Annotated in this window: 19 protein-coding genes; 9 read left to right on the forward strand and 10 right to left on the reverse strand. The window is 63.3% G+C overall.

What is annotated here, in order from left to right; genetic code table 11:
* Positions 1 to 19: 19 nt before the first annotated feature.
* From CLM73_RS19240 to CLM73_RS19260, 5 genes are all read right to left on the reverse strand, one after another.
* Positions 20 to 1,129 (reverse strand): DUF1513 domain-containing protein, encoded by a 1,110-nt coding sequence (locus CLM73_RS19240; protein ID WP_105239795.1) that lies wholly within the window; start codon positions 1,127 to 1,129, stop codon positions 20 to 22.
* Entirely contained in the window at positions 1,119 to 2,207 is a 1,089-nt protein-coding gene (locus CLM73_RS19245; RefSeq protein ID WP_105239796.1) for an imelysin family protein, read from the reverse strand. Before CLM73_RS19245 ends, CLM73_RS19240 begins: the two co-directional genes overlap by 11 nt.
* Positions 2,207 to 3,724 (reverse strand): di-heme oxidoredictase family protein, encoded by a 1,518-nt coding sequence (locus CLM73_RS19250; RefSeq protein ID WP_199778172.1) that lies wholly within the window; start codon positions 3,722 to 3,724, stop codon positions 2,207 to 2,209. Before CLM73_RS19250 ends, CLM73_RS19245 begins: the two co-directional genes overlap by 1 nt.
* On the reverse strand, positions 3,721 to 5,019 hold the full coding sequence (locus CLM73_RS19255; RefSeq protein WP_105239797.1) for an imelysin family protein: 1,299 nt from the start codon (positions 5,017 to 5,019) through the stop codon (positions 3,721 to 3,723). Before CLM73_RS19255 ends, CLM73_RS19250 begins: the two co-directional genes overlap by 4 nt.
* A gap of 139 nt (positions 5,020 to 5,158) precedes the next feature.
* Positions 5,159 to 6,070 carry a LysR family transcriptional regulator gene (locus CLM73_RS19260; protein ID WP_105239798.1) on the reverse strand — a complete coding sequence of 304 codons (912 nt, stop codon included), beginning with the start codon at positions 6,068 to 6,070 and terminating at the stop codon, positions 5,159 to 5,161.
* Between the two features lie 243 nt (positions 6,071 to 6,313).
* Here CLM73_RS19260 and CLM73_RS19265 point away from each other — a divergent pair, with 243 nt between their 5' ends.
* The 6 genes from CLM73_RS19265 (at position 6,314) to CLM73_RS19290 (ending at position 11,349) form a co-directional block, all read left to right on the forward strand.
* On the forward strand, positions 6,314 to 7,321 hold the full coding sequence (locus CLM73_RS19265; RefSeq protein WP_105239799.1) for an ABC transporter substrate-binding protein: 1,008 nt from the start codon (positions 6,314 to 6,316) through the stop codon (positions 7,319 to 7,321).
* A gap of 84 nt (positions 7,322 to 7,405) precedes the next feature.
* Entirely contained in the window at positions 7,406 to 8,179 is a 774-nt protein-coding gene (locus tag CLM73_RS19270) for an ABC transporter permease (protein ID WP_175124396.1), read from the forward strand.
* Positions 8,180 to 9,001 carry an ABC transporter ATP-binding protein gene (locus CLM73_RS19275; protein WP_056563596.1) on the forward strand — a complete coding sequence of 274 codons (822 nt, stop codon included), beginning with the start codon at positions 8,180 to 8,182 and terminating at the stop codon, positions 8,999 to 9,001. It begins immediately after the preceding gene.
* 28 nt (positions 9,002 to 9,029) lie between these two features.
* The gene (locus tag CLM73_RS19280) at positions 9,030 to 9,212 is read left to right on the forward strand and encodes a DUF4089 domain-containing protein (RefSeq protein WP_056563598.1); all 183 of its coding nucleotides are present in this window, start codon (positions 9,030 to 9,032) and stop codon (positions 9,210 to 9,212) included.
* Positions 9,209 to 10,597: an AtzE family amidohydrolase gene (locus CLM73_RS19285; protein WP_105239801.1), complete on the forward strand. Its 1,389-nt coding sequence runs from the start codon at positions 9,209 to 9,211 to the stop codon at positions 10,595 to 10,597. Before CLM73_RS19280 ends, CLM73_RS19285 begins: the two co-directional genes overlap by 4 nt.
* Before the next feature lie 44 nt (positions 10,598 to 10,641).
* On the forward strand, positions 10,642 to 11,349 hold the full coding sequence (locus CLM73_RS19290) for a GntR family transcriptional regulator (protein ID WP_105239802.1): 708 nt from the start codon (positions 10,642 to 10,644) through the stop codon (positions 11,347 to 11,349).
* 19 nt (positions 11,350 to 11,368) lie between these two features.
* On the opposite strand, the gene CLM73_RS19295 is transcribed toward CLM73_RS19290, so the two are convergent.
* Positions 11,369 to 11,908 carry an antibiotic biosynthesis monooxygenase gene (locus tag CLM73_RS19295; RefSeq protein WP_105239803.1) on the reverse strand — a complete coding sequence of 180 codons (540 nt, stop codon included), beginning with the start codon at positions 11,906 to 11,908 and terminating at the stop codon, positions 11,369 to 11,371.
* A gap of 198 nt (positions 11,909 to 12,106) precedes the next feature.
* On the opposite strand from CLM73_RS19295, the gene hpxZ reads away from it, so the two are divergent.
* Positions 12,107 to 12,481: an oxalurate catabolism protein HpxZ gene (hpxZ, locus tag CLM73_RS19300; RefSeq protein ID WP_105239804.1), complete on the forward strand. Its 375-nt coding sequence runs from the start codon at positions 12,107 to 12,109 to the stop codon at positions 12,479 to 12,481.
* Positions 12,482 to 12,607: 126 nt separating this feature from the next.
* On the forward strand, positions 12,608 to 13,162 hold the full coding sequence (locus CLM73_RS19305) for an NADPH-dependent FMN reductase (protein WP_056563611.1): 555 nt from the start codon (positions 12,608 to 12,610) through the stop codon (positions 13,160 to 13,162).
* Positions 13,163 to 13,228: 66 nt separating this feature from the next.
* Here the strand turns inward: CLM73_RS19305 and CLM73_RS28965 are convergent, their stop codons facing one another.
* From CLM73_RS28965 to CLM73_RS19315, 3 genes are all read right to left on the reverse strand, one after another.
* Positions 13,229 to 14,167, reverse strand: coding sequence for a hypothetical protein (locus tag CLM73_RS28965; RefSeq protein ID WP_234015676.1), 939 nt, complete (start codon positions 14,165 to 14,167; stop codon positions 13,229 to 13,231).
* A 9-nt stretch (positions 14,168 to 14,176) separates the two neighbouring features.
* Positions 14,177 to 17,167, reverse strand: coding sequence for a T6SS effector BTH_I2691 family protein (locus CLM73_RS19310; protein WP_105239805.1), 2,991 nt, complete (start codon positions 17,165 to 17,167; stop codon positions 14,177 to 14,179).
* Positions 17,168 to 18,070: 903 nt separating this feature from the next.
* A complete protein-coding gene (locus tag CLM73_RS19315) occupies positions 18,071 to 18,286 on the reverse strand; it encodes a dodecin (protein WP_105239806.1) in 216 nt (71 codons plus the stop codon).
* A 187-nt stretch (positions 18,287 to 18,473) separates the two neighbouring features.
* On the opposite strand from CLM73_RS19315, the gene CLM73_RS19320 reads away from it, so the two are divergent.
* On the forward strand, positions 18,474 to 18,992 hold the full coding sequence (locus tag CLM73_RS19320) for a DUF6496 domain-containing protein (RefSeq protein ID WP_105241608.1): 519 nt from the start codon (positions 18,474 to 18,476) through the stop codon (positions 18,990 to 18,992).
* A 53-nt stretch (positions 18,993 to 19,045) separates the two neighbouring features.
* On the opposite strand, the gene CLM73_RS19325 is transcribed toward CLM73_RS19320, so the two are convergent.
* Positions 19,046 to 19,948: a LysR family transcriptional regulator gene (locus CLM73_RS19325; protein ID WP_105239807.1), complete on the reverse strand. Its 903-nt coding sequence runs from the start codon at positions 19,946 to 19,948 to the stop codon at positions 19,046 to 19,048.
* Between the last annotated feature and the right edge of the window lie 52 nt (positions 19,949 to 20,000).

The following is a 20,000-nucleotide window of genomic DNA, read 5'->3' on the forward strand; positions in this document are numbered from 1 at the left end:
GCCGGCAGGCAAAGCCGCGTTACACGGGCACGATGCGGAAGTGGTTGTCCCAGGAGACATCGCGCGACGGCGGCAGGACCGACTTTTCGTTGCCCTGCGCGTTGGTGCGGATCATCGCGCCCAGACCGCTGCTGACCAGAAAACCGTCTTGCCCGGCGGGTGCGACGCCGCAGCCGTCGGCAAGCGACGTGACGCCCAGGCATTTGCCGCTGGCGGCGTCCCAGTAGATCACCTGCCCGCCGACCGGGCTGGATGTGGCGACGATGCCGCCGGATGCGTCGACCGCGACGGAGCCCACGTAGTTGCGCATGTTGCGCAGCGTCTCGGCCGGGCCTTCGAACAGTTCCAGCGCCGCGCCGCGGCGATGACGGCCGACCAGCGCGGGACGATCGGCGGCCGGGCCCATGTATTGGCAACCGAACCACACCGCCCCATCGGCTGCCAGGGCCAGGTGCCGGATCGACAGCCGGTGCAGCGCCGGCGCAAGCTCCACCTTCTCCAGCAGTTGCCCGGTGGCCGCGTCGATATACGCGAGCGACGGCCGCATGGTGTCCAGGTTCAGTTCCAGCTTGCCGTAGTCAGGATGCGTCAGGATGCCGCCGTTGGCCACACACAGCGTCTTGCCATCGGGCATCAGCACGACCTCGTGCGGCCCGATGCCGCCGGAGTCGAACTCGCCCACGCGCCGGTAACCGCCGCCGGGCGTGGCGTCGTACAGACCCAGCACGCCGCGCCCGCCCTCGAAGTCGTTCTCCGTGGCGGCCAGCAGGCGGCCGCCTTGCACGAAGGCGCCGTGACCGAAGAAATGCCGGTCGTCGGGCAGCGGCAAGGCCGCGGGCTCGCCGCCTTCCAGCGAAAAGCCCAGCGCAAAAAAACCGGGTTGACGGCCAAACACCACGGCACGCTGCGCCGAGGCGTCGATCGCAAAACTGTGGCCGCGCGCGGGCATGGGAATCGCGAGGCGATCGCGGCCGGCCTGATCCAGCACCACCGCCTCGTCGCGCCCGCCGCGTTTGCGCGCGGTCAGGTACAGCGGTCCGCCATCGGCCGGCAGCGCAGCGCGTGCCGCGACGGGCGACAGGCCCAGCGCCGCGGCCAACGCCAGGAAGCGGCGCCGGTCAATCTCCATCGAGCGCGTTAAAGCCGATGGTGACCCCCAAGGCGGGCGCCAGGTTCTCGTCAACGATGGCCTTGGCATTCTTGATCGTCAGCGACGCCAGGACCAGCAGGCGGCGTCCTTCCTCGCCCGCCAGCGCCTGATCCAGCGGGGCCGGCACTGCGCGCAGCGTCTGCGCGGCGCTGGACAATTCTCCCCGTACCGACGCATCCATCCATTCCTCGCCCGCCGGCAAGGGATAGCCGCCGGCCACGAAGAAGGCCTTCAGCGCATCCAGGTTGGCCGCTAGCAGACTCATCGACAGGCCGCTGCGCCAGAATGCCGCGCGCTTCGGACGGGCGGCCTGTGGCGAATCGCCCAGCACCGGCTCGATCTTCACGTCGCGCGCGAACTGCAGGCCGGTCGACAAGGCCTTCATGGCCTCGGCTGCGACTTCCTGCGAACTCCGGTAGAGGTCATTGCCCGGCTGGGGCTTTGCAAACTGCCGCCCGAATTCGCCCTGCGCGCTCCAGGCCTCGCTCAGATCGCGTGAAATCGTCGCGACGTTGGCGGAGATGGCCGTGGCGTAGCCGCAGGCATAGGCAAAACCGGGCTCGCCAGTTTGCTTGAGCAGGTCGGGCTCGCCGTACAGTACGTATTCCAGTGCGGGCAGCCCCTGCACCGCCACGCTGCGGCCGGCCAGCGCGCCCGGCTTGAGCAGCGCGTCGTCCTTGGCCGCGATCAGCGTCTGCACCTGACGAGGCATCACGCCGCGCGTGTCGGGCCAGAAGGCCAGGCGCTCGAAGCGGTTGGCCTGCACCAGCGGGCCGAAGCGCAGGATCTCGACGCCCGACCACGCGTGCGCCAGCGTCCTGAACGCATCACCGACGCGCGCGGCGCCCGCCGCGTCGGGCTTGGCGCACCAGCCGCCCAGGGCGGACTCCAGCGTTGCAGCGGCGTCCGTCATCTTCGCGACCGCAGGCCGGGCGTACTCGCGCGCCAGGCGTTCGCCAAGATCGGCGGGCAGCGCGGCCTGCGCGGTAACCGCGGCCATCGGCGCCACCAGGACCAGCGCCGCAGCGGCGGCGCGCGTGAACAAAAGGCGGGCCATTACAGGGACTCCAGGAAGCGGATCAGGTCCGCGCGTTCTTCGGGCGTCATGTCCACGACGCGGTCGCGCGCGGGTTTGGCCGCGCCGCCATGCCACAGCACCGCTTCCAGCAGCGTGCGGGCGCGCCCGTCGTGCAGCCAGGTCGCATTGGGATTGACGGTCTTGGTCAGGCCAATGCCCCACAGCGGCGGCGTGCGCCATTCGCGGCCGGTGGCCATGCCGTCGCTCACGCCGTCGGCCAGGTCGTCGCCCATGTCGTGCACCAGCATGTCGGTGTACGGCCAGATCAGCTGAAAGCGATGTTCCGGCTGCTTGGCGTTGCGGCTGGTCACGTACTTGGGCACGTGGCAGGCCACGCAATTGGCCTCGTAAAACAGCTTCTTGCCCGCCAGCACGCGCGCGTCGTCCGCATCGCGCCGCATGGGCACGGCAAGGTTGGTCGAATAGATGGTGACGAAGTCCATCAGCTTGCCCGGCACTTCCTCCGCGCCAAAGCGCGGCTGCGCGCCGTGCGGCATGTCCAGGCATTGGGTCTGCGCGGGCGTGCATTCGCCGGAATGCTTGGGGAACATCGGCGTGGACAGGCCCATGTCGTTGGAGAACGCGGCAGCGCTCTGCTGCTCGACCGTCGGCTGTCCCGCCTTCAAATTGAACCGGCCCAGCACGCGTGCCCCGGTACGTGCATCGGTGACCCAGTTGGCCTTGCCGACAATGCCGTCGCGCTTGTCCGCGCCGACGTTCGCCAGGATGTCGGACTCGTGGATCGATTCCAGCAGCCCCAGCCCGATCATCGGCGGCGCCAGCCGCGGCGAGATCTGCGTGTCCGCGCGCATCGGCCCGTAACCCAGGTTCTCGATGCGATACGTGGGCTTCATCAGCGTGGCGGTCTCGCCGCCGCGCAGCGCCACGGGCACGGCTTCGTATTCAATTTCCATGCGGCCTTCGGCCGGCAGGCCCGCGACCGCGAAATTCTGCAGCTGCACACCATAGACGGGTTCCGGCAAGGCCGCGATCTCGTCGGCGCCCAGCTTGGGATGCCCGCGATCGGCGCCTTCCGGCACCGCCAGGCGCAGCAGCAGCGCAACGGCGTCCGTGCGTTCCAGCGGATCGAAGCCCGGCACCGTGCCACGGCCATCCTTGGTGTGACAGGCCTGACAGGAGCGTGCGTTGAACAGCGGTCCCAGGCCATCGGACGCCTGCGTGGACGAGGGTGCGGACACCCAGTCCTTGCGGAACAGGCCGTTGCCGACGATAAATTCCTGGCGGCCTTCAAAGCTCATGTTCGCCGACGGCTGCGAAAAAATGTCGGCGTTGATGAGCTTGTTGGTCGTCGCGGCCCCGGCCTGCATGGTCTCGAATGATTCAACCTTCGAGAAATCGCCGGTGGGCGCCGTGATGGCGGTGACGCGCTTCTGATCTTCGGGCGTCAGATCGTCACGCCCGCCGGGAGCGGCGGGCGCGGCGGCGGCGACGGTATGAACCGACGCCGCCAGTACGGCGGCTAATGCGAGTTTCACTTGAACACGGCGTCGGGTTTATCCAGGCTGTCGGACCCTTCGATGGCGACCTTGCCCAGGTCCAGCAGCGTGATCACGCGCTCCAGGCTGCGCGTCTGCGCGACCAGGCTGTCGATGGCAGCCTGCACCACCGCGTTGCCCTCCTTGTTGCCTTCCGCGATCATCTGGTCATAGGTCTCGACCGTCTCGGCGCGCGTCTTCATGGCCTGCATGGCGGCGACGGTGGCGTCCAGCTTGGCGCGCACTTCGGCGTCCAGCTTGGGATCCTTGGCCTTGACCAGTTCGGACAGGCTGGCGCCGGTCACCTTCTTGCCGTCGATGCGCGTGTACGAACCCAGATAGACATTGCGGATGCCGATCTGATCGTAATAGTGCGAGTTGTGCGTGTTGTCCGAGAAGCAATCGTGCTCTTCCTCGGGATCGTGCAGCATCAGGCCCAGCTTCATGCGTTCGCCCGCCAGCTCGCCGTACGACAGGCTGCCCAGCCCGGTCAGCATCGCGATGAGGCCGGCCTTCGGATCCTCTTCGACCGCCTTGCGCGCCGCGCCGTCCTTCTTCCAGTTGCCCACCATTTCTTCGAGATCAGTCACCAGCAAGTCCGTTACCGCCTTCAAAAATTCAATGCGGCGTTCGCAATTGCCGCCGGTGCACTGTTTGGGATCAAAGTCCGTATGCGGGCGATTGCCCGAATGACGCTCCTGCGGCGTGCCCTTGCGATCCGCGGGCGCGGCGCCGGTGCCGTTCAGGTCCTGGCCCCACAGCAGGAATTCGATCGCGTGATAACCCGTAGCCACGTTGGCCTCGTTGCCGTCGGCTTCGTGCAGCACTTCGGACAGCAGCTCGGGCGTGATCTTGCTGACGTCGACCGTCTTGCCGCCCACCGAGACCTTGGCGTTGGCGATGACGTTCACGGCGTAGAACGCGTTCTGGTCGTTCTCCGTGCCGTAGGACGCGTCGACATAGTCGATCAGGCCTTCGTCCAGCGGCCAGGCGTTCACGCGGCCTTCCCAGTCGTCGACGATGGGATTGCCAAAGCGGTAGGCCTCGGTCTGCTGATAAGGCACGCGCGCCACGATCCACGCCTCGCGCGCGGCTTTCAGGGTTTCGGCGCTGGGCTTGGCGACCAACGCGTCGATGGCGTCGCGCAGCTTCTTGGCGGCCGTCAGCGAATCCTCGTAGCCGGCCAGCGCCAGATCGGAGTACGTGGCAACCACGGCCTTGGGTTCGACGGCGGCCTGCGCCACTCCGCCGTACACCGCGGCGGCCAGCACCGCACCCAATAGCAACTTGCGCATCGTCTTTCTCCCGTAATTCGGACGGCCCGCCCCCGCGGCGGTCCGTTCCGGCTTGAATTTTGTGGATGCGAGTGTAAACAATTTTCGTTTGATATTCAGGCGCCGTTCAGTTAGCTGACAAATTTTTGAACGAAAACGCCTACCGGGCCGCCCCCACCCGCGGCGCAATGACCGAGGCCGTGAACTGATCCGACGCGCGGCACGCCAGTTCCGCCACCAGCCGGATCGCGTCCGAGCCGCCGCTTTCCAGATAGCTCACCGCCAGTTGTTGCGGCGGCACCGGCAAGTCAGTGTGGATGACCTGGATCTCGCCACGCGCGACGTATTCGTAGAGGGGTGGCAATGGCACGAGCGCACGGCCGAAGCCGCCGCGCACCAGCCGCGCCAGCGCCGAGATCGAACTGACGAAATGCACCTTGCCCTGCGGCATGCCAACCTCGCGGTACAGGGCCTTGAGCGCCTCGTGCGGCTGCGATCCCGGACTCATCGTCAGCACCGGCTCGCCAAGCAGATCGTGCGCCGACATCGAGTCCTCGCCGCCCGCCGGTCCGATCCAGCCCATCTCCATCGGCAGGCAGGGCATGCTGATGATGCCCGTGTCGTTCAGCACGTCCGTCTGGAACGCAATGTCCAGCGTGCCTTCGCGCAAACCGCGATGCAGGGCGCGTACGGTCTCGGACGTCAGCTGGACCTCGATGCCGGGATACGTGGATCGCAGGTTCGTCAGAAAGCCGATCAGCCAGGTGTGCACCACCGTCTCGATGGCGCCGATGCGCACCAGCCCGGCGACCGCGTCGCCGCGTTTGCCCAGCGACAGGATCTGCTGGCGGATCTCGAGCAGGCGCTCGCCGTAATCCAGCAGCCGCGTGCCGACCGCCGTGAGCTTCAGTTCCTTGGCGTCGCGCTCGAACAGCCGCGCGCCGATGTCCTCTTCCAGCGATGCGATGCGGTTGGCCACGGCCGCCTGCGTGATGTGCAGACGGTCGCTCGCGGCGCGAAAACTTCCTAGCCGCGCGGACCAAAGAAAGGCCTCGACAAAGCGCGTGTTCATGCGCCCGATGCTACTGCCAACGCAGCCGGCGCGGGCGCGTCAGTGCCGACTGAGGACACGTTATGTCCCCTTATGTGGTGCGCCTTGCACCAACTTGGTTCACGACGGGCACCAGCCTGAGGCGATGTGATCGCGCCCCATGGGGGAACGCACCTCGCGCAAAACCTGGCACGGGTATTGCTTGATGACTGGTATGCAAGCTTGTCTACAAGCGCCCCCATCCAAGCAGCCCAGGAGCCCTACATGATCCATCGCAATGCACCCTACGCCTTCAACGCCACCCGCCGCCGCCTGATCCAGGGCGCCGCCATGGGCGCGGCGGCGCTCGCCGCTCCGGCGCTGGTGCGCGCGCAATCGGGTCCGGTCATCCGGATCGGCTTCTGGCCCGTGGCCGCCGGCCTGCCGTTCTACGCCGCTATCGAGAAAGGCTATTTCAAGGAAGCCGGCCTGAACGTCGAGGCGCTGAAATTCGCGGGTGCGCAGCAGGTCATGGAAGCCATGCTCGCAGGCCGCGCCGACGGCAGCGCCAATGGCACGGGCTCGGCCAACCTGGCCATCGGCGAGATCGCTTCGCCCGGCCTGTTCAAGATTTTTGCGTCAAACCCCAGCAACGCCAAGAACGTGCTGGATGAGTTCATCGTCGCGAAAGACAGTCCCATCAAATCCATCGCAGACCTCAAGGGGAAAAAGGTCGGTTCTGGTCCCGGCATCCAGAATTCCACGCTGGCCAAAGCAGTCCTGGAGCGCGCCGGCGCAACGGGGGCAACCGTGGTCGAGTTGGCGATCAGCCAGCACGTCGCCGCGGTTGCCGCCGGCCAGTTGGACGCGTGCTACACGCTGGAACCCACGGGCACGGTGGGCCGCCTGAACGGCACGACCCGCGTCCTGGAAACCGGCGTCATCGCCAAGTACGTCCTGGGCGATCCGATGGCGCCGTGGTTCGGCGGCTCCGCCTCGCTGACCACCGCCTTCCTCAAGAAGCATCCCGAGGAAAGCAAGAAATTCATCGCCGCGTATGCGCGCGGCATCGAACTGATCCGCACCAAGCCCGAAGAGGCGCGCCCCTTCCTGAAGGGCTATACCGCCATCGAAGGCCCGATGACCGAGGAAGTGCCCCTGGCCGCCTACACGCTGCACAACGAGTTCACGCCCAGCGATGTGCAGTACTTCCAGAAGTTCTTCGACCTGTTCACCGATAAGGGCGTCTTCGCGCAGAAGGTCGACGTCTCGACCATGCTCTACAAGGGTTGATCCATGACCGCGACCACGGCTACGGGCGCCACGCCCGCCCCCTCTACGGCCACCGCTGCCGCGCCCGCCAAGGCGCAGCCGGCCATGTCCAAGCCGCCGCGCAAGTTCGACACCTCGCGCCTGCTGCCGCTGATCGGACCGCTCGCGCTCTTTGTGGTGTGGGACCTGGTGGTGCGGCTGCAGCTTGTCAGTCCGGTGCTGCTGCCCACGCCCAGCGCGACCATCGTGGCGCTGGTCAAGGGCATGGCGGGCGGCCCGCTGCTGGCCGATTTCCTGTCGTCTTTGAACCGAACCGTGCAAGCCTTCCTGATGGCCGGCGTGATCGGCGTGCCGCTGGGCGTGCTGCTCGGCAGCAACGAAAAGGCCTACCGCAGCGTCGAGTTCCTGGTGGACTTCTTCCGGTCCACGCCCTCTTCCGCGCTGATCCCGCTGTTCCTGATGATCTTCGGCGTGACGGACATGAACAAGATCGCCATCGCCGCCTTCGCGGCCGTGCTGGTGATCCTGTTCAACAGCGCGTACGGCGTCATCAACGCCCGCAAGCAGCGCGTGATGGCGGCGCGCGTGATGGGCGCGTCGCGCTGGCAGATTTTCAAGGACGTGCTGATCTGGGAAAGCCTGCAGCCCACCTTTGTCGGCCTGCGCAGCGGCGTGTCGATGGCGCTGGTCATCGTGATCGTGGCCGAGATGTTCATCGGCTCGGACAGCGGCCTGGGCAATCGCATCATCAATGCGCAGCAGGTGCTGAACGTGCGCGAAATGTACGCCGCGATCCTGGCGGCCGGCGCGCTGGGCTATGTGCTCAACATTCTCTTTCTCGTGCTGGAAAAGCGCGTGGTTCACTGGAGCGGCCGATAAATGTCCACCGTCATCAACCCCGTCATCGCCCCCGCACCGGCCGCGGCGCCCTTCCAGCCCGGCCCGCTGGGCACGCACATCACCATCCGCGGCCTGACCAAGTATTTCGCCGGCTGGCCGCTCTATGAAGACTTCAACCTGGACATCCCGAAGGGCAAGATCGTCTCGGTCTTCGGCCCCAACGGCTGCGGCAAGTCCACGCTGATCAACATGATTGCCGGGCTGATCCCCATCGATTCCGGCGAGATCCTGTTCGACGGCAAATCGCTGGCGCAGACCAAGATCGGCTACGTGTTCCAGAACTACCGCGAAGCCATGTTCCCGTGGCTGCGCACCATCGACAACATCGCATATCCGCTGCGCCTGGAAGGCCGCAGCAAGGCCCAGGTGGATGCGCGCGTCGAGGAACTGGTGGCCTCGTTCGACGTGAAGTTCGACCTGAACCGCTATCCGTATGAACTGTCGGGCGGACAGCAGCAGACGGCATCCATCATGCGCGCGCTGGCGCCCGGACCCGAAGTGCTGTTTCTGGACGAACCGTTTTCCGCGCTGGATTTCGAGATGACGCTGTTCATCCGCGAAAAGCTGCAGGAAGTCTTTTTGCAGACCGGCACGACCATGCTGCTGGTCTCGCATGACCTGGAAGAAGCCGTGTACCTGGCGGACCAGGTGCTGCTGCTGACCAAGCGTCCCACGCGGGTCGCGGAAATACTGGACTACACGGATGCGCGGCCCCGCACGGTCGAGACGCTGTCCGAGCCCAGCTTCATCCAGATGAAGAAACTGAGCCTGGAAATCTTCCAGCGCGAAGTGCGCAAGTAACCCCAAGCCAACACCGGGAGCATTCGCCATGACACAGGAAACCATCGACCAATACGTGCGCAGCGCGCTGGCGCTGTCGGGATATGCCTTGCGCGAGTCCGCCGCCGAGCAGGTCGTGCAGCAGTTCTCGCGCATCCACGACATCGCGTCGACCTTCGCCGACGAGCCGCTGCCCGTGGAACTGGAATCCGCTTCGGTGTTCCGTCCGTGACCGGCCCCGCTCACGACATCGCCCGCCAAGTCCGCAGCGGCGAGCGCAGCGCCGCCGCGGTGCTGGACGCCACGCTTGCCCGCGTGCGCGAGCGCGATCCCCGCTACAACTGCTTCACCGCCGTCACGGAAAGCCGCGCCCGGCACGAAGCCCTGGCCATCGACGCCCGCCGCGCGCGCGGCGAAGCGCTGCCCCCGTTGGCGGGTGTGCCCTACGCCGTGAAAAACCTCTTTGACATCTCCGACGAGGTCACGCTGGCCGGCGGCCGTGTCAACGCGTCCAATCCGCCCGCGCGGTGCGACGCATTGCTGGTCGAGCGCATGCGCGAGGCCGGCGCCGTCCTGATCGGCGCGCTCAACATGGACGAGCACGCCTACGGCTTTACCACCGAAAACACCCATTACGGCGCCTGCCGCAATCCCCACGACACCTCGCGCATCGCGGGCGGCTCGTCCGGCGGCAGCGCCGCCGCCGTGGCCGGCGGACTGGTGCCGCTGACCCTGGGATCGGACACCAACGGATCGATCCGCGTGCCCGCCTCGCTGTGCGGCGTCTTCGGCCTGAAGCCCACCTTCGGCCGCCTGCCGCGCACGGGCTCCTTCCCGTTCGTGGGCAGCCTGGATCATCTGGGCCCCTTCGCAGGCAGCGCCAGCGACCTGGCCGCCGCCTACGACGCGCTGCAAGGCCCCGATGCCGCGGACGTCGCCTGCGCGCAGCGCCCGGCAGCGCCCACGTTGCCGGCCATTGCCGATGGCGCAGGCGGCCTGCGCATCGCGGTGCTGGGCGGCTACTTTTCGGAATGGGCGGGTCCCCAGGCGCGCCGCGCCGTGGAAATCGCCGCGCGCGCCCTGGGCGCGACCGACGTGGTCGACATGCCTGCCGCCGTGCAGGCGCGCTCTGCCGCCTTCATCATCACCGCGGCAGAAGGCGGCGCGCTGCACCGCCGCCGGCTCGTCACGCACTACGACTACTACGAACCGCACTCGCGCGACCGCCTGGTGGCTGGCAGCCTCGTCCCCGCGGCGTGGGTGCAGCAGGCGCAGCGCGTGCGCCACCGCGCCTACCTCGAAACGCTGGCCCTCTTCGAGCAATACGACATCCTCATCGCCCCCGCCACGCCCGTCAGCGCCACGCCAATCGGCGCGGACTGGCTGACACTCGCGGGCAAGCAACTGCCGGCCCGCGCCAGCATGGGGCTGCTGACGCAACCGATTTCCGCCATTGGCCTGCCGGTCTGCACGGCGCCCACGTGGCCGGAACTGGATGACGACGGCCACCTGCCGCTGGGCGTGCAGCTCATCGCTGCCCCCTGGCGCGAAGCCGATTGCCTGCGCGCCGCCTACGCGCTGGAGCAGGCCGGCGCGGCACGCACGCGACCGGTCTGACACGCCCACCCCGCCCCTTCTATCGCAACGCCTGGAGCCTCGACATGGAATCCGCATTCGCCGCCATCGACATGCCCCGCACGCTGGCCGACTCCGCGTACACGACGCTCAAGCGAGACATCCTGGAGTTCCGGCTGGCCCCGGGCGACCGCTTCACCGAAACCGAGATCGCGGATCGCCTGCAGGTCAGCCGCACGCCCGTGCGCGAGGCGCTATTCCGTCTCGAGCGCGAAGGCTATCTGGAGGTGCGGCAACGCAACGGATGGCTGGTCAAACCGCTGGACTTCGAGACGCTGGACCACTTCTACGAGCTGCGCAGCGTGCTCGAAGCGGCGGCGGTGCACGCGCTGTGCGCCCCGGGACAATCGCCCGATCCGCTGCTAGCGCTGCGGCCGCTCGCGGAGACGTGGCTGGTCGACGAGAACGAACGGTCCAGCGATTGTGAATGGCTGGCTGACCTGGACGAGCGCTTTCACGTTGAATTGGTGGCGGCCGCTGGCAACCCCGAGATCGCGCGGGTGCATCGGGCGGCAACCGAGCGGATCCGCATCGTGCGCCGGCTCGACTTCACCCAGCCCGACCGCATCGGCACCACGTACCGGGAACACGGCGCGATCCTGTCCGCCGTGCTGGCGTGCGACGGTGCGCGCGCGGCGGAACTGCTGCGCGCACATATCAAGGACAGCCAGGACGCCGTGCGCAAGATCACCCTGCACCGGCTCTATGCCACGCGCCGCGCAAAGGCGGCGTGAAGGCGGACTACAGAACGCTTCAGCTTGCGCGCAGCCAGCGATGGAGCACGCGCGAGATGAAGGGAATGCAGACGAACACCATGATGGGTGTCAATATCACGCTTGTGATCAATACGCGCCAGAACACCGGCAGGATGCTCAAGTGCTCGCTCACCAGCACCGAGAACACCAGCAGCACCGGAAAGTAAGCCAACCAGATGCTGACCGCTTGCTTCCAGCGCGGCGGCGTGCTGGCCTTCGGCGCAAACCAGCCGGCCGTGCCACTCACCCGATGCTCGTGGCTCGCGCGCACCAGCGTCGCGCCACGTTCCAGCCACATGCGGCGCGGCAGGGATTTTTCCCACCGGTTCAGGCTCGCCTCGTCGGTAAAGCGCAGCACGATCTGGTACTCGTCGCCCCCTTCCGGCGGCTGCAGCACGCCAGACCCGAGAAACCCCGGAAAGCCCGCCGCCAGGATTTCGCCCTGGCGCATCCAGGACAGGAAATCGCTATAGCGCTCGGGCGCGATGTGCCGGGTCACCAGCATGGTGACCGGACTGGAAGCGGCAGAATGAGACATGGCGGAACTCCTGGGCAGCGTGCAGCGTGTTATGCACGTTAACCCTAGCAATCCCCGTGCCAGCTTTGCGGCGCAGCATTTGCCCCGCGCCAGCGCCGCTAAGGCCGAGCGAACAAATAATTGCGCACCGCAACACACCCCATATTGGTGATAACCCTAAACAACGCACCAGTTCGGTGCATACGGAGATACGCAGCAATGGACATCAATCTGCCCGACGTCTTGGCCGAAGTCACGGCCGCCGTTGAACGCTACGAAGCCGCGCTGGTTTCCAACGACGTGCAGGTGCTCGACACCCTGTTCTGGAACAGCCCTCATACCTTGCGCTACGGCGCTGGCGAAAACCTCTACGGCTACGACGAGATCCGCGCCTTCCGCGCACAGCGTTCACCGCAAGGCCTTGCAAGAGAGGTCCTGCGCACCGCCATCACCACCTATGGCCAGGACTTCGCTACCGCGAATCTGGAATTCCAGCGCGAAGGCAGCACGCGCATCGGACGCCAGAGCCAGACCTGGATGCGCACGCCGCAGGGCTGGCGCGTCGTGGCGGCGCATGTCAGTTTGATGACTTGAAGCAGTCCATGGCGTGCGTCGCACTTGCCGCCAAACCCGCCATATGAATATGCGCAATCGGCATTGAGCCTGGCCCCATGCAGGTCTACACTGGCTGTTCCTTTTTCCTCTCGTTGGAGCACACGCATGAGCACATACAAGATTGCAGTCTTCGTCGGAAGCCTGCGTGCCGCCTCGATCAATCTTCGCCTGGCGCGTGCGCTGGAAAAGCTGGTTCCGGCCGACTTCAAGTTCGAGTATGTGAGCCTGGGCGACATCCCGCTCTACAACCAGGACAACGAGAACAACCTGCCCGCGCCCGCCGCCAAGCTCAAGCAGCAGATCGCCGACGCGCAAGGCATTCTCTTTGTCTCGCCCGAACACAACCGCTCGGTCCCGGCCGCCATCAAGAATGGCATCGACTGGGGCACGCGCCCGTGGGGCCAAAACTCGTGGGCTGGCAAGGCTGTGGGCATCGTCGGCGCATCGCCCAGCGCCGCCGGCACCGCCATGATGCAGCAGCACCTGCGCAACATCCTGGCCGCCGAAGGCGCCAACGCCCTCACCACGCCGGAAGTCTTCCTGCAGTATTCCGAAGGCCTGGTCGACGACCAGTTCAACATCACCAACGAAGGCACCCGCAAATTCCTGCAGGGCTGGGTGGACCGCTACGTCGACTGGATCAAGAAATTCAACGCCTGATCTGCCGCCGATGCCGGCCACGCCCAAATCGTGCCGGCGCCGATCGCCCGACCTACCTCCGGGCGATCAAGCCCCTCGATTCGTCGAGGGGCTTTTTTTTGCTTTGGATGCTGGCAGAGGTCCGCGATATTCCGAACCCATGACATGCACGGGCGGCGGCATGCCTTGGACTTTCAATACTCGGCACACCGCGTACCAACACAGAGCGCAAAACATGTTGTAGGGGAAGAAAGCCAGCCATAGGGGCAAAAGCCAATTGCTCTTTCCTTGCATCTCATTGGGTTCTCCCGTGCGCCATGGGACGTAATGGCGCAATGCCTGGGCGGGAGTCAGGCAAATGCGAACATTCGGACTGTTCCACCAGCTGGATTCGCTAGGTTCCGGCAGTTTGTCTGGACCTTCATCCATGAAAATTCGGATGAACTCCCATACTTGCGCAACATAAATCTCAAACGGCTCGGTCGGCGCATTGCTTTCGATCGAAACGAACAATGACACCGGTAAGGACGTTGCCGCGTCGAGAGATGATGATTCGGCTTGCATTCTCAATAACAGCGAGTGCATTACCACCACTGATTTGCCAGTAAATTCCACTTTGGATTGCTGACCTCCTACTGCGGAATCCCAATCGCCTGCAATTACACGTCCGCGCTCCCTATAGTGAACCATCCTGGTAGACCTATCAAAGAGAAAATCGGATTCGTTTTTTATCACACGAACGCTCACCCCAAGCATCAATGAAATGAACGCAATCACTGACGCCACTGAAATCAAGAAGCCGTAATCAAATCTGGGATTCCCATAAATTTCACTCAGAAAAAATAGCGTCGCTGCAGCAGTGCCGCCGATTAGGACAGATGCATAAATCTTCCCCATCTGCGCGGAGTTTGCCACCCATGGGTTTCTTATTCGCAAACGGGCATTGTCGATACTTACAAGTTGCTCTCCGATTCTTGGCTCAACACCAGCAGAATCTTTGCTCGACCAAATCCAATTTATTGACATACAAACCGCTCAATCCTCTAGCAGAAAGTTGGCGACGGCGATGGCGTCTTCATCCAGCCCTTGGTTGGGCTTAAATTCAATCGTCAATATCGCGTTGGCATGCCCCGTATCCTTGATTTTGAAATGCAATACCAAGCCAGCGGACGTGGTGATACAAGTCGGTTCCACGCCAAATACTGTAACTGGAGGCTCACCCAGCCCTACCGTTTTACCAACGCTGCCCAGCCCGCCTTCCCATGTACTTTGCTCCATAACAAATCCCGGCAGAAGCACCACGAATTCGATGTCATCTTCGGAAAACCATTTGTCGTGCCACCCGCTCGCCATGCCAGTCAATCCGAGAGATTCGATTTGATCAGAATCGAGCAAGATGGGAACAAAAAACGCCTGATACCAATCCTTCATTTCTGTGTTCGGGTCCACATATCTTGGAAGATTGAGATCTTTATCGAGCACTAGGCCTTCCCGACGCTCGCCGTCATTTTTTAAATTACCGAATTGGCATCGCGCGGCCCAAAGCTCCATGGCTGAATGCATTTCAGCGGCGGCTAGAGAATGGAACCAAATACCTCCAGCCAACAAAGCCACCCCCGTCAGAACGACTGCCGCCACCACCCAGCCAACTACCGGAACGGTTGCCGATGCTCCCGCAACCGCAGCCCCACCCGAAAGAGCTTTGGCGATGGCGCCAGTTCCCAAAAGCACGCCCGATCCTATTGCCGCCAGTGTTCCTCCGGCATACGTGTAATTTCCTGCAGCCTGATTGCCGCCCTGGAAGAGCCGATTGGCTTTTATTATGTCGGCCGCCAAACCTGCAATAATCGCGACCCCGCCAGTAGCCGTAGCATATAACCTGGACATCACAAGCCTTTTTATTGCAACAGAAAAGGCGAGACCAGGAATTCTATAGCCGAGTTTTGCCATGATCGCCGAGTAGGAGGTTCGCGTACTCATCGCTGCCGCGCTTATAGAACTTATCATCCCCAGAAGCGCCGAAGCGAAATTCACAGCAGCCTCGTGCGAGTATTTACTTTCCAGCGTCTTTAGCGCATACCCCAGATTGATAACGTTGAAGTAAAGCATTCCATAGTTAAATCCAACTCCCATTGCCGTAGCGCTCAATGACTTTAACTTCGGCTTTACTGTGGAAGTCTGGGTTCGTTCGATCGACACCGTTCTATTTCCTTTAACGCTGACGGTGCTGCCGGCACGTTCCACCTCAGCCATGCCTTTGTCCACGAGGTCCTTCAATTCCTTGGAAAGCTCGTGTTTTGTGGTCACCGTATCTAAGATGCTGTAGCGTCCCGCCATCAACCCCAACGCTTTTTCCAAATTTGCCTCGCGCGCTGCCGCGTGGACTTGTTGGCGGAGATTGCGGCTTGCATCCCACCGAGTCTTCCCCTTGAGCCGCTTTAACGCGACGGTGGTGACTGTCTGGGATGTCAAATCGGTGACGCCGTTGATCGCTGGAAATTTGAGGCCAAGCTCGGATATGACAGCGTCTGGTGCGCCCAGTATCGAACCAACTGCGTCCGCTTTATCTTTAAATGGATTAAATGCGGCCAGTGAAATATAAACGGCGCTTTCCGGGTCATCACACCATTTCTCAAGCCGTTCATACCGGGAGTCCCCGTCGTCTTTGATAGCGAGCGCCTGCGTCATGCTCTGCAACATCAATGCGATAGACAATTCCAAGCCCGCCGCAGACTGACGGCTATTCCTGTCAAATGTCTCGAACGCTGCAGCTAAACTCTTCGGGTCAAGCTTATGCTTTGATTCCGCGGTGGATATCCAGCAGTCATGATCCGAACACGCTTGGTCCAGTTCATGCACCATCACGCGTAGCTGTGCATCGGCTTCTCTGCGTTGCCTTAAGAAATCGAAATACCGTCCGGTGTCGATTCTTTTTGCTAGGCGCGCGCCGGGCGGACACATTCTTTGGTCGGTCAGGACTTCATATTCAAGCTGCTCTTGCGATGGTATCGGCCGGTTAGTCGGCTGATTCCGATGCCACTCGCCTCGTCTTGACGCGATGCTCGCGGGATCGTCGCCGTCAGCGCGAAACATGGACCGCAGGGTCCGAGTCAGCACCAGGGCGGTTAGATTCTTGTGATGAAACTCTGAACTTGCAAGATGGAGTTGTTCGACGTCCAAGCGCAGACAGTCGGGTAAGTGAGGCCGACCGGCACCTTCAGCCCGCTTACGAGGCGCGCGTTTCAAGTCCGTAATCTGATGCTGATACGCAGCGGCAATCAAACCCAGATCGAGGCTGATCCCCTCTGCGTCATTCAGTGCAACCACCGCAGGCACGCGCGGTTGCGTGAAGCGGTAGTGGTTGGCCTGGGCTACGAAGGTAGCGGCTGACAAGTCATCCTCGCTGGCATGGCAACTCCACTCCAGCGGCAGGCGATGCTCGAGAGGCTTGAAATCTTCCACCCACCCCATCAAGGCATTGGCCGGTAGTAAATGGGGCTGGTCAGATGGTGATTTGACGCCGGAGGTCAGTTCGACCATGTCCAACGCTCTCATGTGAAGCTTGCGCGATGCAAGATCTTTGCTGATTCTCTTCGTCATGGCGTTGGTCCAAAGATGCGTGCTGTAGCCAATCCACACCTCCGCGGCGGTGGCTGGGCTGGTGTCTGCCCACACCCACCCCATGCGCGCTCCCGTCCTGTACTTGTCCTTCTTGTCGTAGCCCTCCAAACCCGTGTACGTCAGTTCCTGATAATGGCCCTCACCATCGTATTCATGGATGACTAACTTTTCGCCGCGGGGGCCTTTCATGAACACGTAGACGTATCCTGGTCTAAGCGCACGCAAGGTATAGGAGGAAAGCTGCAGTCGCTGGAAACCCGCTTCCAGATTGAAGCCGGACTTGGCATACCGATACAGGGGAGATCCATCCGCATTCGGGACGATCGCATATCGGATAGGAAGAATGGGGATACGCGGGCAGCAGGCCGGCGCCGACGTCGCGCCGCCGGCCGTTGTCTTGGACATGGGTGGATTCCTTTGCGTGCAGACCTATCCCACGTTCTGTGAGGATCAAGGCCGCCAATAGGAACGCGTCCACCGCTAATGGAAATCGCAATGGACGCGCATGGAATGCGCTTCCATTACCCCATACCTACCCACCGTTGGACATCAGACAAAAACTATTTTTCGTGGCAAACAATCTGAATGTTCAAAAGCGCGCGAGGCTGCAAGCCGTGATGATGTTCGACAACCCGAAGCGAGCTACAACCGGCGATCCAACACACCGCCGAGATCACTCCTGACAGGGCCTCGCCCCGCAGATTTTTCCGCTCGGCGAAACTTATCCCCCTCAACTGTGGAGAAAGGTGAGGACAGCCTTGGGGCAGGTCGGAAATTTCCTGTCAGGCCAAGCACTTGCAGGGTGCGGTCAATAAATGCGCAATCATCCTTTTGGGCGATTTCCGGAGGAGTTATCCCCGTTTTTAAGCGCGCTGGGCGACGGAGAAGGTGTTTGCGCACCCCGGTGTGGATTTGTCCCCGCCTTCTGTGGAAAAGCATGAGGACAGTATGAGGGCAGGTCGAAAATCCTGTTTCATATCAATGCCCTGCAGGCCGTGGTCAAGAAAGAGCCAAACGCAGTTTGGCAGCGCCAGTGTTGTCCCCGCCAAATGTGGATAAGCCTGAGGACAGCCTAGGGGGAGTCTGCAAAAAGCCTTGCAGGTCAGTAACTTGCAGGTCGCGGGCAAGAAACGCTCACATGGCCGCCATGATGCGGGCCGCGCTGTGGATGACCGAAGTTGGGGAAAAGGCGGACAGGCTTGTCCCCACGGAATGTGGACAAGCCTCTGAACAGTCGGACAACAAGTCCGGAAACTCCTTATCCGACAGTCACTTGCGAGGTGCGGTCAAGAAATGACCAGCACGGGATCAGGAATCGGCTTCGAGGCGCATGCCGATCTTCAATCCCACCTGCCAGTGCGCCACCTTGCCGTCCTTGATGTGACCGCGCACTTCAGTGACCTCGAACCAATCGAGGTTGCGCAAGGTTTCGGACGCGCGCTCAATGGCTTTCGCGATCGCATCGTCGGAGGATTTGGTGGAAGAGCCCACCAACTCGATCTGCTTGTAGACATGATTCGACATAGCTCGTCTCCGCTGTGAGGTGAGTCGTGAATCGTCGATGCTTAGGCCGTGTTCCGGCGCTTACGACCGGCAATCCATTCGAACACACAGGATACCTGCGCAGCGATAGAGTGGTGTTACGAGTTCCGTCGCGCGGTCTCGACCGGCGACGGAATCGCTTTTGCAACGCCAAGCAAAGGAGGTCACCATGCCTGAACGAAAAACCATTGAACGCGCCAAGCGCGACAAGCGCGAAGGCAAGTCCGCGTCCACGCAGGCCGGAGAATTCGTGCGAGAGGAGATCGACAACGTGCGCGAAGGCAAGCACGGCGTGCGGTCCAGCAAGCAGGCTATCGCGATCGGCCTGTCCAAGGCGCGGCGCGCTGGCGTGAAACTCGGCACGCCCAAGAAGGCCAGCGCCGAAACCAAGCGCAAGGCTGAGCAGGACACTCGCGCGGCGCACGACGGCCACGCCAAGTCGAGCACGCGATCCAAGGCCGCGACCAAGGCCCTGAAGAAAGAAAGCACCAAGCCTGCGTCGAACTCGGCGCTGTCACGCAACGCCACCAAAACGGCCAGCCAGCGCACGGCTGCGGACCGCTCGGCTGCGGCGCGTAAGGCAGCGGCGACCAAGGGCGCTGCCGGTCGCTCGGCCGCAGCCAAGAAGGCGGCGCGCACGCGTGCGGCGAACAAGCAGGCAGCGGGCGGGCATCATGCGGCGCATTGATAGGGCGAACCGGTGCGGCGTGTCCATGCGCAGCATCCCTTCACAACGCGCCGCTATCCCGCCTCAAACGCCTTGAACCGTTCCTGCAGGAACTCCCGCAATCGCCGCACCGCCGGCGACAGCAGCATGCGGTGCACGCACAGCAGGTATAGCGGCGAAGGTTCGCTGACATAGCCGGCCAGCAGTTCGACGAGCCGGCCCGCGCGCAGGTCCGTCAGCACGTCGTAGCGTGATTTGTATGCAACGCCGTGCCCGGCCAGCGCCCACCGCCGGACCAGATCGCCGTCATCGCCGACGCGATCGCCCTTGACCGGAATGGTGAAGCTGGTGCCATCGTGCTCGAACGTCCAACGGTCGTGCAGGGTCTCACCGAGCACGAAGGACAAGCAGTTGTGCCGCCGCAAATCCGCCGGCGTTTGCGGCACACCGTGCCGCGCCAGATACGCGGGCGCCGCACACACCACGCGCCGGTTGTGCTCGGCAAGCGGTAGCGCCACCAGGCTCGAATCGTTTGGCGTGCCATAGCGCACGGCGATGTCGACCGGCTGCCGGTACAGGTCCGCCAGCCGGTCGCTGATGCGCAGCTGGAAGTTGACGCGTGGATGCTGCCGCTGGAACTCATCCAGCCACGGCAGCAGCACGTGGCGGCCCAGGTCCGAAGGGATCGACACCGACAGGGTGCCCGCGATGTCCGTCTTGTCCCGCGCCATCGCATTCTTGCCGGCGTCGAGCGTGGAAATCGCGGAGCGCGCGTATTCCAGATAGCGCTCGCCGTCGCTGGTCAGGCGCAGGCTGCGCGTGGACCGCACGAAGAGCCTCGTCTCAAGCTCCTGTTCCAGCCGCTTGAGCGCGGCGCTGGCCACCGCCGGCGTCAGGTCGAGTTCGCGCGCGGCAGCGGAAAAGCTGCCGAGATCCGTCGCGGCGACAAAAATCCTCAAATCCTCGAATCGGACCACACGGCCTCATTTTCAAAAATTTATTGAAACTGCCTGCGATGCTAGCCCGTTT

Source organism: Achromobacter spanius (assembly GCF_002966795.1).
In the GTDB taxonomy this organism is placed as follows: Bacteria; Pseudomonadota; Gammaproteobacteria; order Burkholderiales; family Burkholderiaceae_B; genus Achromobacter; species Achromobacter spanius_D.